The sequence below is a fragment of the Mycetocola saprophilus genome (genome assembly GCF_000718085.1).
GTDB lineage: Bacteria > Actinomycetota > Actinomycetes > Actinomycetales > Microbacteriaceae > Mycetocola > Mycetocola saprophilus.
In genome coordinates this window covers 282,786-297,280 of sequence record NZ_JOEC01000002.1, presented here as the reverse complement: position 1 = coordinate 297,280, position 14,495 = coordinate 282,786, and the positions used below count along the sequence as shown (strand labels likewise).

Genomic DNA, 14,495 nt, shown 5'->3' with positions numbered 1-14,495 from the left:
CAACCGCACGCTCGGCGCAGGATGACCCCCTTCGAAGTGGGAATTTTCCCGTACAGTGCACGCTTATTTACTGCACAACCCACAGCGTGGGCTCAATCGATGTGAATAGGGGAGAGATCATGGCCGAAACGAATTTGGAGTTTGCTCGAGGAATGCGTGAGTCGTATTCCGCACAGAACGAGATGGCGGGCTCTCCCGATCCGGTGAGCATCGTGCGCACGCATCGGGTCCCAGCGAGTGAACCGGAACGAGAAATCCGAGTGCGCGAGTATCGCCCCACGGACTCGGACGAGACTCTTCCGCTGATCATCTTCATCCACGGGGGCGGATTCGTATCGGGGGATCTTGAAACGCACGATGTCCTGGCCCGGGCGCTCGCGCTCGGGGTTTCGGCGACCGTGCTCGCGATTGACTACCGACTAGCCCCGGAGCATCCCTTCCCCGCGGGTCTCGATGATGTCTCCGCGGTTTCGCGGTGGGCACGCGCACATGCCGAGGAGTTGAGGATCGACGCTACCCGTATCGTGGTCGGTGGCGACAGCGCGGGTGGCAACCTTGCAGCCCTCGCCGTGGCTCGTGCCCGAGACGCGGGGCAGGCGGGGTTTGCCGCACAGTTCCTGTTCTACCCGCTTCTGGATTTCCGGACCAACTCCGATTCTTGGGCACGGCTGGGAGACACGCACTTCCCCACCAACGGGGTCATGCGCGGGGTGGACGCCGCCTATCTCGGCCCGGATATTTCTCGGTGGGATCCGCGCATCTCCCCGGCGCTGGGGAGCGTGGAGGGGATGCCTCCCACGATCCTCGCCGTGGGTACCCTCGATCCGCTCCTGGACGACAGCCGGCACTTTTCGGCGCGCCTCGAAGCGGCCGAAATCCCCACCACCCTGATCGTCTCCGAGAACGCCACGCATGGCTACATTCAGTACTTCAAGGAGCGCTCGGGCGGGCCCGCGGGTCGCGACGCGCTGGAGCGCACCATCACCGTGCTTCGGGAAGTCCTCGCCGAAAACTCACCGCTCTAGGCGGCGACGGGCACGACCCCGGACGGCCCCCACCACGACGAAGGCGGCGTAGCCGATCAGCGCAATGCCGATGCCGCGGGCGACCCAGGTGCGAGTATCGGACTGGATGCCCTGGCTGAGGTACCCCACAAACGGTGCCCAGTACCAGACCTTGCCGCGCACCTGTTCGGGGCGGACGGGGTTCGGATCGGGCGCGGGGTTTGCATCGCCCTTGGTCTGCAGGCGCGGACCGTCCTGGGTCACGTTGACGGCGATCACCCGGTGGGTCACCACCTCGGGTTTGCCGGAGGCGATCTGATAGGTGATGACATCGCCCACCCGAATCGCATCGAAGTCGATCGGGCGCACCACCACCGTGGTTCCCGGGGGCATGTTCGGTCGCATGGATCCGGTTAGCACCGTATAGGGGGTGGCCCCGGTGACGCGCGGGACCAGCACAAAGGCGACGATCAGCACCACCGCGGCACCGATCACGATCCAGGAGATGATCTTGGTGATCAGCCCGGCGATGCGGCGTCCGCGGGAGCGCGGGGCGGAGCCAGACTGCTCGGTGGTGGCCGCTTCCGCAGGCGCGGTTGCGCTTGCTTCCGGCGGTACCGACGCAAACGACCCCGCCTCCCCGGGCTCATTCGGTGTGCGCGCCTCGGGGCGGCTCACCGGTTCACGGTCCGGGATGGCGGGGTCGTTCGTCATGTGGGGCCTAGTCGATCAGGTCGTGACGCACGATGATGGCGTCGCGGCCCGGGCCCACGCCGATGGCGGAGATGCGCGAACCGCTCATCTTCTCCAGGGCGAGCACGTAGTTGCGGGCGTTCTCGGGCAGGTCATCGAACTCGCGGATCCCGCTGATGTCGGTCTCCCAGCCGGGGAACTCCTCATAGATGGGGGTCGCGTGGTGGAAGTCGGTCTGCGAGACCGGAACCTCGTCGTGGCGCACGCCGTCTACCTCATAGGCGACACAGACCGGGATGGTCTTGAGCTCGTCGAGGATGTCGAGCTTGGTCAGCACGAAGTCGGTCACACCGTTGATGCGCGAGGTGTAGCGGGCGATCGGGGCGTCGTACCAGCCCACGCGGCGCGGACGGCCGGTGGTGGTGCCGAACTCGAAGCCCTTGGCGCGCAGGTAGTCACCCGAGGCGTCGAACAGCTCGGTGGGGAAAGGGCCGGCACCCACGCGGGTGGTGTAGGCCTTGACGATGCCGATGATCCGGTCCAGCTTGTTCGGGGCCACACCGGAACCGGTGGCGGCACCACCCGAGGTAGCGGAAGAGGAGGTCACGAACGGGTAGGTTCCGTGGTCGATGTCGAGCATGGTGGCCTGGCCACCCTCGAACAGCACGTTCTCGCCGCGCTCAAGCGCACGGTTGAGCTCGAGCGAGGCGTCGACAACCATGGGGCGCAGACGCTCGGTGTAGCTGAGCAGGTCTTCCATGATCTCGTCCACGGTGATCGCGCGACGGTTGTACACCTTGAGCAGCAGGTGGTTCTTGACGCCGAGGGCACCCTCAACCTTCTGACGCAGGATGTTCTCGTCGAACAGGTCCTGCACGCGGATGCCCACGCGGTTGATCTTGTCGGCGTAGGCCGGGCCGATGCCGCGACCGGTGGTGCCGATCTGACGCTTACCCAGGAAGCGCTCGGTCACCTTGTCCAGGGTGCGGTGGTAGTGGGTGATGATGTGTGCGTTGGCGCTGATGCGCAGCTTGGACACGTCCACGCCACGGGCCGAGAGGGCCTCAAGCTCCTGGAACAGAACCGAGAGGTCCACGACAACGCCGTTGGCGATGACGGGGGTCACGCCGGGGGTCAGGATGCCCGAGGGCAGCAGGTGCAGGGCGTACTTTTCGTTGCCCACCACCACGGTGTGGCCGGCGTTGTTCCCGCCGTTGAACTTGACCACGTAGTCGATGCGCGAGCCGAGGAGGTCGGTTGCCTTCCCCTTACCCTCGTCGCCCCACTGGGCTCCTACGATCACAATTCCCGGCATGGTGGTGTTCCCTCTTTCGGTGCTGCACGTACAAATTTGTGGTGGAGGCGCTTTCGGGCGCGCTCACAAAGTGGTGTTGCGGTGACGACCCTCACGAGCCGTGACGACGGCCTAGTCCAGGCCGCGAATAAAGAATGCCTCGGTGGTCGGCGCGGGTTCGGCCGGCACGTTTTCGTTCTCGATCTGCGCGATGGCGGTTTCATCGGCGTCGCGCAGGAACTCGGTGAGGCGGGTGACCTCGGCGGTTTCGCCGATGTCCAGGGCCGCGCGGCGCAGCAGGTAGAGCGCGCGCAGGACTCCGCGGTTGGGCTCATGCGACCAGGGGATCGGGCCCTGTCCACGCCACCCGGCCTTACGCAGCGAATCAAGCCCACGGTGGTAGGCGACGCGGGCGTAGGCGTATCCGGTGATCGGACGCTCGGAGTTCGCGGCGGCCTGCGCCAGGGCGGCCCAGGCGAGCGAGGATGACGGGTGTGCGGCGACGATCGCTTCGAGTTCGTCGATGCCCACGGCCTTCTCCAGGGCGCGGCTAACCTCCGGTTCTTCCGGGAGGCGGGTTTCCGGGATTCCGAGCAGGTTATGTTCTGTCACCCCTCCAGCCTACCGCGGGATGCCCGACACGTCCTCCCCCGGCCGTTTTTTCCCGGTTTCTCGCAGGCGACGGGCCACGAAAACCCCTAGCTCACGCCTGATATCTCCCGAAAATCAGGAGCTATCCATTCCGCGCAGTCCTACGCTCGTCCCCAACCGCAACGTTGCGGCCACCACGAAAGGAAAATCATGTTCACACGAAAGATGCTCTCGGCGGTGATTCTCACCGGAACTGGTCAACCGATAAACGCGACGCCGTGGACGAATAATAAGTACTACTACCGAGTGTGCTAGCTAGCCGATGCTGAGGATACTCGTCCGGGTGACGGCGGCCGGCGTCACCCTGTTCCTCGCCGTGATCGCCGCGCTCTATGTCATGGCGGAGGAGGACGGATTCCCCGACGGTGCCGAGTACACCGCGAGCGTGAACTTCACCCAGTCTCCGCAGAGTAAGACCGAACTCGTCTCAGCCCTGGAGGCCCTCGCCGCGGACGCGAAGCTGCGTCTGGTCAAGGTGGTCGCCGGTCCCGAGGATTTCCTTTCCACCCGGTCCCTCTATGTCTTTGGCCCCGATGCGCCGACCACACCACAACCCCTGAGTTGGTTTCGTCCGGGGGTGACGGGACAGCTACGCGCCGCCACCGATCTGGGTGATACGCCGCTTGATGGCACCTTTGTTTACTCGGGGAGCGCGAGGGCTACCGCGGCGCTGGATGCATGGTTCAAGCGTTCTGGCGCTACCGCCACGATCCAGCACAGGGATGCGGGAACGATATTCGGATATGCCCTGCTCAACACCGGGGCGTGGCTCCCCTTTCTTACCTGCCTAATCCTGCTGACCACCGTGAGTGTCTGCTGGTACGCACTTCGCGCCCGGGCCCGCGCCCTTAAGATCCTGTGTGGAACCCCGAAGAGACGGATCCTGGTTGATGATCTGGGGAGCCTCCTGCGGATCTGTGTTCTTCCGGTCGCCGGAGCCACTCTCACCTCGATTGTCATCGTGATCGCCTCGGGACGAGCATCGTCACTCACTCCCTTCGCTCTGGCACTGGGCGCGCTCATCGCCATTTCCCTCGTGGCGATGGTCATCGCCGGGCTGCTGACGAGTGCACTCACCTGGCCTTCGGTTGCAACCATCGCCTCCCGTCGGCCGCCCGAGGGACACTTTGCGACCATCGCCGAGGTCCTGAAAATTGCCACGCTTTTGCTGATCGCTCTGCTTCTGCCCCCGGTGGTCTCGGCCGCGCAGGAATCCTCGAATTTCACCCGTCAGCAAACGAGTTGGGCGTCCCTGGATCGGTACGTTTCGCTGCGCCTGGGTGGGCCCTCGGACGGCGACTCGCTTCCCGCCGGTCTCACCGACCTGGCCAGAGACGCGGATGAGAAGGGAAGCCTGGCGTTCTCTTATGCGCAGGGAACAGCAGATAACCCCGCCCTGGCGGCCAACGGATATGACGGCCTGGTCATGGTGAATCGCGCCTATCTTGAGGCCGTCGCTCCGGCACTCGGTTTCACCCCCGAAGAGGCAGGACCGCTGGGGACGGCGGGTGAACCCGTTACCGACACACAACTCCCCGTGAACATCTCCCGCTATCTCGCCAGCTCATTCCCGCTCTGGAATCGAGCCGGGCGCACGGACGCGGGCCGCGAAACCGTGCTACCCGCCTTTCGGTACACGGGCACCGAACCGTTCCCGGGAATATCTCCCGTGCCGGGAGATCTGCGCCTACTGAGCCGTCCCCTGATTCTGGTCACCGACAGCGTGACAACAACCTTTACCGACGGCTTCCTGGAATCCACAATCAGCTCGGGAAACCTCATTTTTGGGGACTCGGCGTGGGTGCAGGCGTACCTCAGAGAAACGCCACTTGGCAGCCACGTTCGCTCGGTGGATCGGGTGTCCGATGCCGGTCTGTACGCGGCTCAACAACAGAGCATGGTGGCGCAAACGCTCACCCTCTCGGCGCTACTGGTATTGCTCGCGCTCCTCACGAGTATCGCTGTGTCGGCCTGGATCTCCGCGCTCACCCGATCACGGCGGCTCTTCGTGCAGCGGACCTCGGGGTGGACCTGGCCACGCATACTCGCGGGCCGGATCCGCTGGGAGGCGACGCTGGCCGCGCTGGTGACACTGGCCCTCATACTGCCGCGGTTCGGCGATATCTCAGCGGTGTGGGCGCTGCTCGCCCTTCCGCTCTATCTCGCCCCAACCCTGCTGTTGCACCGTCGTGCGGCGGCAACCACGTTTAATTCTCGAATCAATCGCACGACGTAGTCAAAGGAAATCATGGAAATTGTCGCTTCCAACATCGGCGTGGCCATCGCCGGACGCACGGTACTTGAAGATGTCAACGCCCGCGTGATTCCGGGACAAACGCTGGCCCTGGTGGGCCCCAGCGGCTCGGGGAAAACCACCCTGCTCAACGTGCTTGGCCTACTCGTTCCGATTGGGCACGGGACCCTCACCGTGGAAGGCCAGGAGACCCGGCGGTGGAGGGATGCACGAAGGCGCGCCTTCTGGCAGCACCATGCAGCCTTCGTTTTTCAGGACTACGGGCTGATCGAGGAGGAGAGCGTCGCCTATAACGTGATGCTCTCCCGATTGCCACCGTTCTGGCGCAGGCGGCGCGAAGCCTCAAAAATTCTGCCCATTCTGGAACGAGTGGGGCTCCCCGATCGGGCTCAGGAACGCGTATCCGCCCTCAGCGGCGGCGAGAAACAGCGCGTCGGCCTCGCCCGCGCAATGTTTCGAGCGGCGGATGTGATTTTTGCGGATGAGCCCACCGCCTCCCTGGACCGGGATAACCGCGACCTGGTCACCGCGTTCCTCCTGGGGGAAGCCGACCGCGGGGCCGCGGTTGTGATCGCCACCCATGATGAGGATCTGATCGCGCGCTGCGATGAACGTCTCGAGCTGCGCTCCCGCACCGCCTAGGCGAACACCGCCCGCGGCGCTACTTTTCGACCAGGGTGGCGCCCAGCACCACGTCGACGTCGCGGGCGTCGGCGGGGAGTTTGGCGCCGACCGTCCAGCGCCGTTCGGTGCCGCCGGGGACGTCGCGTAGCTCGACGAGCTGACGGGTGTAGACCGTTGCCGTCTGCGAGTTGATCCAGCTGACCGAGACAAAAACCGTGCCGTGGGATTTCTGTGGGAGGGTTACCGTGCCCTCGGCGCTGACGTCGGTGCCCGGCTTCTTGGTCGCGGAGGTCAGGGTCACCGAGCGGGCGATACCGACGCCATCGCGGGGCAGCTCGGGGACCGCGGTGCCCGAGGACGTCACCGTGGTGTCGGCCTCCGGGGTGCAGCCGACCAGGCCCAGGGCCACGCCCCCGATGAGGAGGGCGGAAATAATGCGTGAGGTGATGGTCACCCGATTCCCTTTCGATACGGCAGTGCCGGGAAGGGCGGGAACAGAAGTCCCACCCTCCCCGGCAGCGTCCTGATGGTTAGGCGCGGCGGCGACGACCGAAGACCAGCAGGGCACCCAGCAGCAGGATGATCCCGCTCAGCGTGCTCACCGCGAGGACCCCCTCGGCACCGGTAATCGCCAGGTGCGAGTTGGCACTCGACTTCGGTCCCGACGCGGCCGGTGCCACCGGTGTGGATGGAGCCGGGGTGGTCGGCGTTCCGGTCGGGTCGGTCGGGTTCGCCGGGATGACCGGGACGGCCACCACGGTGATCGTCACGCTGGACTCCTCCGAGGTAATCGCGGTGGACTCCCCGGCGGGAAGCGCCGAAGCGGTCGCGGTGTTGGTCACGCTGCCGGCCTTCAGATCCGCCGCGGTCACCACGTAGCTGGCATGAGCCTGGGCGCTCTCCCCCGGAGCCAGGACCCCGGCCTCACCCGGCCACGTCACCTGCAGCTCGGACAGCCCGGCCATCGGATCGGCGATGGCGGCCTCGCTCAGGGTCAGGGTGCCCGAGTTGGTGACCACGAAGTCAAAGCGGACGGTATCGCCCACGTGAACGTTCCGCGCGGCGCTGGTCTTCTCCAGCGTGATCCCCGCGGCACCCACGATCGGCGACTCCACCGTCGAGACCGGCGACCCCACCGCGGTTCCGTTCGGGTCCGTACCGGCGGCGGTGGCGCTGTTGTGCACCACACCGGCGTCCACATCCGCCTGGGTCAGAACATAGGTGGCGTGGGCGACCACGGTCTGGCCCGGGGCCAGCACTCCCGCATCACCCGGCCAGTCATAGGCGAGCTCCGAGAGACCCGGCAGCGCATCGGTCACCGCGGCATCACGCACCGTGACGTTGCCGGAGTTGGTCAGCTCGAATGCATAGACGATGCTCTGGCCCGCGCGGGCGGGGCTCTCCACCCCGGACAGATCCGCGGTCTTCTTCAGCGTCAGGCCCGAGGCCTGGATCGCAGACACCGACACCGAGGACGAGTCCGACACCTGGGTGCCGTGCGGGTCGATGCCCATCACCTGCGCCATGTTGGTGAAGGATCCCGCATCGAGATCGGCCTGGGTCGCCGCATAGGTGGCCGTCGCGGTGACCACCTGGCCCGGGAGGAGGATGCCCGCCTCGCCCGGCCACTGGTAGGTCACGTCGGACAGTCCCGGCAGCACATCCGCCACCGCAACATCGTGCAGGGTCACGGTGCCGGTATTGGTCACGGAGAATGCATAGGTCACCACGTCCCCGGCGGCGTTCACCACGGCGCGGTCGGCGGTCTTCACCAGGGCCACGCTCGGAGCGGCGACACCCGGGATCCGGACCGTGGAATCCGCCGAGACGACGGTGCTTCCGGTCGGGTCGATCCCCGAGACGCGAGCCGTGTTGGTGGTGGCTCCCCGGTCGATATCTTCCTGGGTCAGCTCGTAGGTAGCCGTGCAGGTTCCCTGCGCACCCGGTGCCAGAACAGCGGGCAGACCCGCGCAATCCAGCGCCAGCGCGCCGGAACCGTCAAATGCGGTTTCGGTCACCACCGGGGTGGACACCGTCTTATTACCGGTGTTGGTCACCACAAACGAGTAGGTGATCTTCTGCCCGAGCACATAGCCCGCCTCATCCGACGGGCTGGCCGACTTCACGATCGTGAGGGCCGCGCCGCCGGTGACCGAGACCGTCGTCTGCGAGGCGTCATCCACCTTCACTCCCCGCGGGGAGAGGGCCGAGGAGGTCGCCTGGTTTTCGATCACGCCTCGGTCGATATCGGCCTGGGTGACCTTATACGTTGCGGTCACCACGACTGCCGCACCCGGGGCGAGCACGCCCGCGGGGGTGCCCGTGGGCCAGACCGTGCTCACCACGTCCACTCCGGGAACCAGGTCCTTCACCGAGACATCACTCAGGGTGGTGGTTCCGGTGTTGGTGGCCACCAGCGAATAGGTGATCACGTCGCCGGCCCGGGAAACCGTGGCGCGCGATGCGGACTTGACCAGCGAGATCGTGGCCGAGCCGGTGATCACCGAATCCACGGTGGAGGCCGGCGACTCGACCCGGACGCCGCCCGGATCCGCACCGGACACCGTGGCGCTGTTGTGCACGGTTCCCGCATCCACGTCGGCCTGAGTCAGCACATAGGACGCGTGTGCCTTGACCACCTGGCCCGGCGCCAGCACGCCCGCCTCGGCCGGCCAGGTATAGGTCAGGGCGGAGAGCCCGGGCAGGGCGTCGGCGACGGCCACCTGGGTCATCGGCACGTCTCCGGTGTTGGTCACCTCGAACGCATAGGCGATGCTCTGACCGGCCTTGGCCGTCTTGGAGACGCCCGACAGATCCGCCGTCTTGACCAGCGACAGGCGCGGGTTCGTGCGCAGCTGGGCGCAGACCGGAAGCGGCTCGGCCGCCGGGGTCTGTGCGGAAACCAGCGCGACCGAGTTACAGGCCAGCGCGTTTACGCCGGCGTTGTCGGCCACACCGGCCACGTAGGTAAACGAGGCCGATGCCCCCGGTGCCAGGGCACCGGTCACCTGGGCACGGATTCCGCGCTTGCCCGCGGCCCCGGCACCCCAGTCGTTCACCTTCCCGTCCGGGCTCACCTCGGGACGCGACGGGTTGGTGGCCGCGGTGTAGCTCAGTCGCAGATTCGCGGAGGTTTCGGCCACGCTTTCCAGCGTCAGATCGAAGCCCGAACCACGAGAGATGCCCTGGGTGGCCGGGATGAATCCGGTGTCGCCCACGAAGGGCAGCACGTCGTAGGCCACCACGTTGGTGAGCTGGGTGTTTCCGGCGTTCTGCAGGGTCACCCGATACTTGATATCGGTGGTCTTGAGGCCCACACCGACGGTCTGACCGGGCACCGCGGCCCAGTTACAGCCGTCCGGGGCACCGGCATCGGGCACACAGATTTCCTTCTTGGCGCTCAACCGATCGGTGCTGCCCACCTGCACGGTCTGGGTCACCCCGGAGAACCAGGCCCCGGTGTCGCCCGTGCCGTCGGCGTTATCGAAGTTGGTGTTGCCGCTCATCCAGTCGGCCTGGGTGTTGTCCCACAGGCGCGCGGAGTCGCCGATGCGGGCACCCGCGACGCTCTGCGTGCCACCCTTCACCATCGGTCCGGGAAGCGCCACGACGGACAGGACGGGCAGGTTTGCGACCGAACCAAACGTGGTACCGGCGGGCCAGGAGGCCACCAAGACCTCGCGGCTCACATCGTTCCCTCCCTCACGGAAGGTGCGGGTGGCCGTGGTGAGCTTCACCCCGGGCGGAACGCTGCCGGCAAACGCGGCCGATCCGGGCTTGATGCTCCAACCGGTCGGGGCGATGAAGACGTATTCGGGGGTGAAGGCCGAACCGGTAGGCACGTTGTTGGTGGCCCCACCGATCCGGTAGGTCACCTCGCTGCCCGGAACCGCCTGGCCGCCCCCGGCGACCTGGGCGTCCGAGGTGAATGCGGCGGTGATGCGCGGCTTGGATCCCACAAACTGGAACGAGGCGTTTGCCGGCCTCGTCTGCGGAACGAAGGCGGGGTTATTCGCCTGCGAGGGCCAGGTCATCGTGCTCGTGGCCGAGTTGCTGCGCGTCTGACCCACCGGGGCGGAGGAGTTCACCGCGAAGCGGTAGGTGACCAGGTAATCGGTCGAGGTCTTATCGGTGGGCTTGACCCGACCCGGCTGCAGGGTTCCGCTGACCGCGGTGACCTTGGCAAAGCGGGTTCCGCTCGGGGCGGTGATCTTGGTGACATTCGACCGAGTACCGGTCGTGCCATCACTCAGGGTCCAGGAGAAGGTACTCGCGTTGGACGCCTCCACTTCAAAGACCGGGGCATCCGGCTGGTCCAGGGTGTCATCGGTGACCGTGGCCACACCCGCGACGTTGGACTCGTTGCGTGCGGTCGTGATCCACGAGTACTCGCCGGCCACGTTGCTTCCGGGCTGCGGGACGATGACCGATCCGGTGTCCGAGCGTCCACCCTCAAAGCGCGAGGCGGTCTTCGAGAACGAGGATCCGGGGAAGGGCGACTGGCAGGCAACCGTGAGGTTGATCGAGTGGCTCGCGGTCTGCGTGGTGCGCTTATCGTCGAGGTAGTTGACGGTGGTGCTCATCGAGATGGGCACGGTGGTGGAGAAGTCGCAGCCGGTCGGGGAGAACTTGGTTCCGGGGAAGCGGACCGGAATCGAGTGCGGCTCGTAGCCGCCAAACGAGTACCACCCGGTGGCGGGCACAAGGCCCCATCCACCGGCGGCGGGCAGGGACGGGTTGTTCACGTCACCGCGCACCCAGCGCACGGTCTGGGTAGCCGGGTCATAGGTGCCAAAGTCCGGAATCGGACCGGCGATCTCGGCCTCCGGCGGAAGCTGCATCACAACCTCGTAGTAGCCGGCCGCGGCCCAGCGGGACTGGCCGTTGGCCACGACGCCGGTCTTGATCAGCGATCCGGTGGTCATCGCACCGGTGATGCTCACGGTCTGGTTTGGCTGCACCGAGGAGTTCGGGGCGGCGATCCGCACCTCGGGCTTGCTCAGCTGCTGACGCCAGGTAACCGGGGAGGCGGTGGCGGAAACGGCGCCACTGGCCGAGGGGCTGCTCGCGGTGGCGGACATGACGATCTGGAAGCCGTTGGGGTAGAACTGGCCCGGCTTCAGGGTACGCTGCGGATTGTCGGCGGCGATGGAATAGGTCACCGTGAACGACATCGATTCACCCGCGGTGAGGGTCCCGATCGGGAAGGTCTTTCCCGTGGCATCGGTCCCGGTCGGGTTGCCCTGCTTGCTGGGGTTCGTCCAGGTGCTGTACACCAGCAGGGTGCGTCCGGCATCGGTGACCGGCAGCTTGGCCGCCAGGCCGTACGGGTCCGCCTGGGACGGGGAGAACTTCACCTGCGCGTTGACGCAGTCGGCCACCGAACAGGAAACCGCGACCTTATAGGCCACGCTGTTCTGGTTGGTCCCGTAGGCAACCTGGGTCTGTGGTGCGCCCGAGACCGAGTCGACGGGCTCGACACTCACGGTGAGCACCCCGTCTCCGGCCGCCTGGGCACTGTTTGGGAGCAAAAGCCCCGCAATGACCACCAGAATGACCGTCAGCAACGCGACCAGGCGCATGACCTGTGGCCGTGACCCTCCGCGTGCAGAGCCCGTCCCGAAGGACAGGGCGTGACCGGTACTACCCATGAATTGACTCCCTTACTTCGAGCGTGACTCGCTCGTTCCGCTTCGGGGCGCGCAGAGGCCCCGATTGTTCATCGGATCAATAGAATCGCACTTCCTCGCCACGACCCGGCGCGCTGCGGGGATCGACACGATCCCTGCGTGATTCGCACGTGTTGGGGGCTCCGACGAATCCGCACCGCTGGGCTAGCATGAGCTAAAGATCGAAGGGGGCAGCCGCCCATCCTCGTTCGCCGACGTTCAGTTGCCCTCCCAGGAGAACCACCGTGCCCAGTAGTGACGCGTCTTCATCGCCCGAAACGGTGATCACCCGCATCCATCGGGCACATCAGCATCCGTCCTCGGGCCGGTTCGCCCTGCCCGATTTTCTCGGTTCGACGACGGACTTTCAGTCGGCACACCCGACTCGGGCTACCCAGGCCCACGGGGTCGGCACCGCGCGGGCCGAGCTCATTGCGCTGAGCCTTGATACCGAGGAAACGACGGTGCGCTGGTCGCCCGCCGACGCGTCTACCCCGCGTGTGCTGGTGGCACTCATGGGGTCGGGACGCCTGCGGATCGAATCCACCGGCGGGGTGATCAACCGGCCACCCGGCACCGCCCTCGCCCTGCCGACTCCCGGCCAGACCAGCGTGCACCTGCTGGGCGGGCCCATCGAGTGCGTCCTGCTGAGCGTGTCGATCGACTCCCTGCCCGGGGCTACCCGGGGTTTCGAATCGGCGATCACGCTGCCCCCGCTCAGCATGAGACGCATGATGCCCCTTTATACGCTGCTGCGCACCTTTATCGTGACCCCGCACACCGACAGCACCGATCAGCATCACCTCACCCATACGCTGCCCACGGTCATCGACTCGGTGGTCGAGGCGATTGCGCAGGGTTCCCCGGTGTTTCCCGCTCCCACCCTGTCCCAGCGTGCACGTCGCTTCGTGGATGAGAACTACACCAATGCCACGCTCACCACCGCCTCGGTCGCCTCGGGGCTCGGCGTATCGGCGCGCACGCTTCAGTCAGCCTTCGCGGCCGAACAGACCACGCTTTCGGCCGAGCTGCGCGAGGTGCGTACCCGTGCCGTTCGACGCATCCAGGTTGAGCACCCTCAAATTCCGCTGACCAACATCGCGGCGATGTGCGGCTTCTCCTCGGTCTCGGCGATGTACCGATCGCTGCGAGCCTCCGCCGACACATCGCCCGGCCCGGACGTGCTCTCGGCATAGTTTCGCAGGGCCCGATACATCGCCGAGGTGGAGCGGAAACCGGCGGCGATGCGCAGGTCCTCGGCGCGCAGTTCCGGGCGGGAGCGACGCAGCGATTCCACGCGCCACACGCGGCGTCGCCGCAGCTCCTCGGTGAAGGTGGATCCGGCCCGAGTCAGAGCCGCCTGGACGGTTCGGGATGAACTTCCCAGGCGGGTTGCCACCGATCCGAGGGTGAGGTCGGCGTCGCCGTACTGGATATCCAGGAACGCATGAAGGCGGGACAGAACCCCCTCATCACCGGTCACACCGTCCCCGAGGATGCGAGCAAGAGATGTTGCCATGGCCTCGGCGGGGGTCGCGAGCTCCGCCCGCGGATCCTCCGATCCGGCCGAGGCGGGTTCGGTGAGGGTCCGAACGAATCCGTAGATCGGGGCAATCTGCCGAAAGGGCAACGCTCCGCGCTCCACCCGCTCGGCCAGCGCGCCCAACTCGGAGGATAGGAGACCGGCGGCGATGCTCACATAGATCAGTTCCACCTCGTCGGAGAGGGTCTCGATCCGCACCGGTGAGTCACCCGGGGTGATGAGTGCGGCGCTCGTGCCGTGCACCACGGCGGGCACGTCCGACGCCACCCGAAACTCACCGTGTCTCGCCACCAGAATGGCGGCTCTTCCTCGGGAATCCGGGGTGCGATGCCAGGTGATTGAGACCCGGGGTACCGTGACAAACGCGAAGGAAGTCTGGGCGAAATGGGCCAGGTGGATCTCCGCTTCGGTACCGCCTCGGATCGCGTCGATCGAGATGCGCGCGGCACCGAGATAGCTCCGCAGGGCACACGCGTGCGCGGAAACCGATGTCAGGCTCCCGGTCATATGTTCACTGAGGAACTGCCCCCGGTAGCGCCGGCGAGAGGGGCTCATGCCCGGGGATGATTCGCGCGCAGGGTGGACACGCTGTGCAAGGAAAACACAAACTACTCCGGAAACGAGGGTTCATTGGGGCCGGCAATCGGCACCCGCCGAACGGGTAATACGGGAATGGCCTGTCCGGCACGTTTCGGTTGCCCGCGCGCACGCACCTTTGTATTGGAGCAGATTCGGCAACCTGACGATGCCTCCTGCACAAAAC

At 66.2% G+C, this 14,495-nt stretch carries 10 protein-coding genes; 4 read left to right on the top strand and 6 right to left on the bottom strand.

Translation table 11 applies throughout. The annotated features are described in order from the left end of the window. Nucleotides 1-119 precede the first annotated feature (119 nt). On the top strand, nucleotides 120-1,025 hold the full coding sequence (locus tag IE92_RS0107180) for an alpha/beta hydrolase (RefSeq protein WP_081863969.1): 906 nt from the start codon (nucleotides 120-122) through the stop codon (nucleotides 1,023-1,025). On the opposite strand, the gene IE92_RS16555 is transcribed toward IE92_RS0107180, so the two are convergent. The 3 genes from IE92_RS16555 to IE92_RS0107165 form a co-directional block, all read right to left on the bottom strand. Next, nucleotides 1,014-1,718 (bottom strand): signal peptidase I, encoded by a 705-nt coding sequence (locus IE92_RS16555; protein ID WP_081863970.1) that lies wholly within the window; start codon nucleotides 1,716-1,718, stop codon nucleotides 1,014-1,016. The genes IE92_RS0107180 and IE92_RS16555 overlap by 12 nt on opposite strands. Nucleotides 1,719-1,725: 7 nt before the next feature. After that, nucleotides 1,726-3,012 (bottom strand): adenylosuccinate synthase, encoded by a 1,287-nt coding sequence (locus IE92_RS0107170; RefSeq protein ID WP_030147821.1) that lies wholly within the window; start codon nucleotides 3,010-3,012, stop codon nucleotides 1,726-1,728. A gap of 111 nt (nucleotides 3,013-3,123) precedes the next feature. After that, on the bottom strand, nucleotides 3,124-3,603 hold the full coding sequence (locus tag IE92_RS0107165; protein ID WP_030147820.1) for a DUF3151 domain-containing protein: 480 nt from the start codon (nucleotides 3,601-3,603) through the stop codon (nucleotides 3,124-3,126). A gap of 322 nt (nucleotides 3,604-3,925) precedes the next feature. Between IE92_RS0107165 and IE92_RS0107160 the strand changes: the two genes are divergently transcribed. Both IE92_RS0107160 and IE92_RS0107155 read left to right on the top strand, forming a co-directional pair. Further along, the gene (locus tag IE92_RS0107160; protein ID WP_030147819.1) at nucleotides 3,926-5,878 is read left to right on the top strand and encodes a hypothetical protein; all 1,953 of its coding nucleotides are present in this window, start codon (nucleotides 3,926-3,928) and stop codon (nucleotides 5,876-5,878) included. A 12-nt stretch (nucleotides 5,879-5,890) separates the two neighbouring features. Further along, complete coding sequence (locus tag IE92_RS0107155) at nucleotides 5,891-6,538, top strand: ABC transporter ATP-binding protein (RefSeq protein ID WP_030147818.1); 648 nt, start codon at nucleotides 5,891-5,893, stop codon at nucleotides 6,536-6,538. Nucleotides 6,539-6,557: 19 nt separating this feature from the next. Here the strand turns inward: IE92_RS0107155 and IE92_RS0107150 are convergent, their stop codons facing one another. Together IE92_RS0107150 and IE92_RS0107145 are read right to left on the bottom strand one after the other, a co-directional pair. Next, nucleotides 6,558-6,974, bottom strand: a complete 417-nt coding sequence (locus IE92_RS0107150; protein ID WP_030147817.1) for a hypothetical protein — start codon at nucleotides 6,972-6,974, stop codon at nucleotides 6,558-6,560. 76 nt (nucleotides 6,975-7,050) lie between these two features. Further along, the gene (locus IE92_RS0107145) at nucleotides 7,051-12,171 is read right to left on the bottom strand and encodes a DUF7507 domain-containing protein (RefSeq protein WP_081863971.1); all 5,121 of its coding nucleotides are present in this window, start codon (nucleotides 12,169-12,171) and stop codon (nucleotides 7,051-7,053) included. Between the two features lie 263 nt (nucleotides 12,172-12,434). Between IE92_RS0107145 and IE92_RS17790 the strand changes: the two genes are divergently transcribed. Further along, a complete protein-coding gene (locus IE92_RS17790) occupies nucleotides 12,435-13,385 on the top strand; it encodes a helix-turn-helix domain-containing protein (RefSeq protein WP_156027453.1) in 951 nt (316 codons plus the stop codon). On the opposite strand, the gene IE92_RS18265 is transcribed toward IE92_RS17790, so the two are convergent. Continuing rightward, on the bottom strand, nucleotides 13,268-14,239 hold the full coding sequence (locus IE92_RS18265) for a helix-turn-helix domain-containing protein (protein WP_030147814.1): 972 nt from the start codon (nucleotides 14,237-14,239) through the stop codon (nucleotides 13,268-13,270). The genes IE92_RS17790 and IE92_RS18265 overlap by 118 nt on opposite strands. Nucleotides 14,240-14,495: the final 256 nt, after the last annotated feature.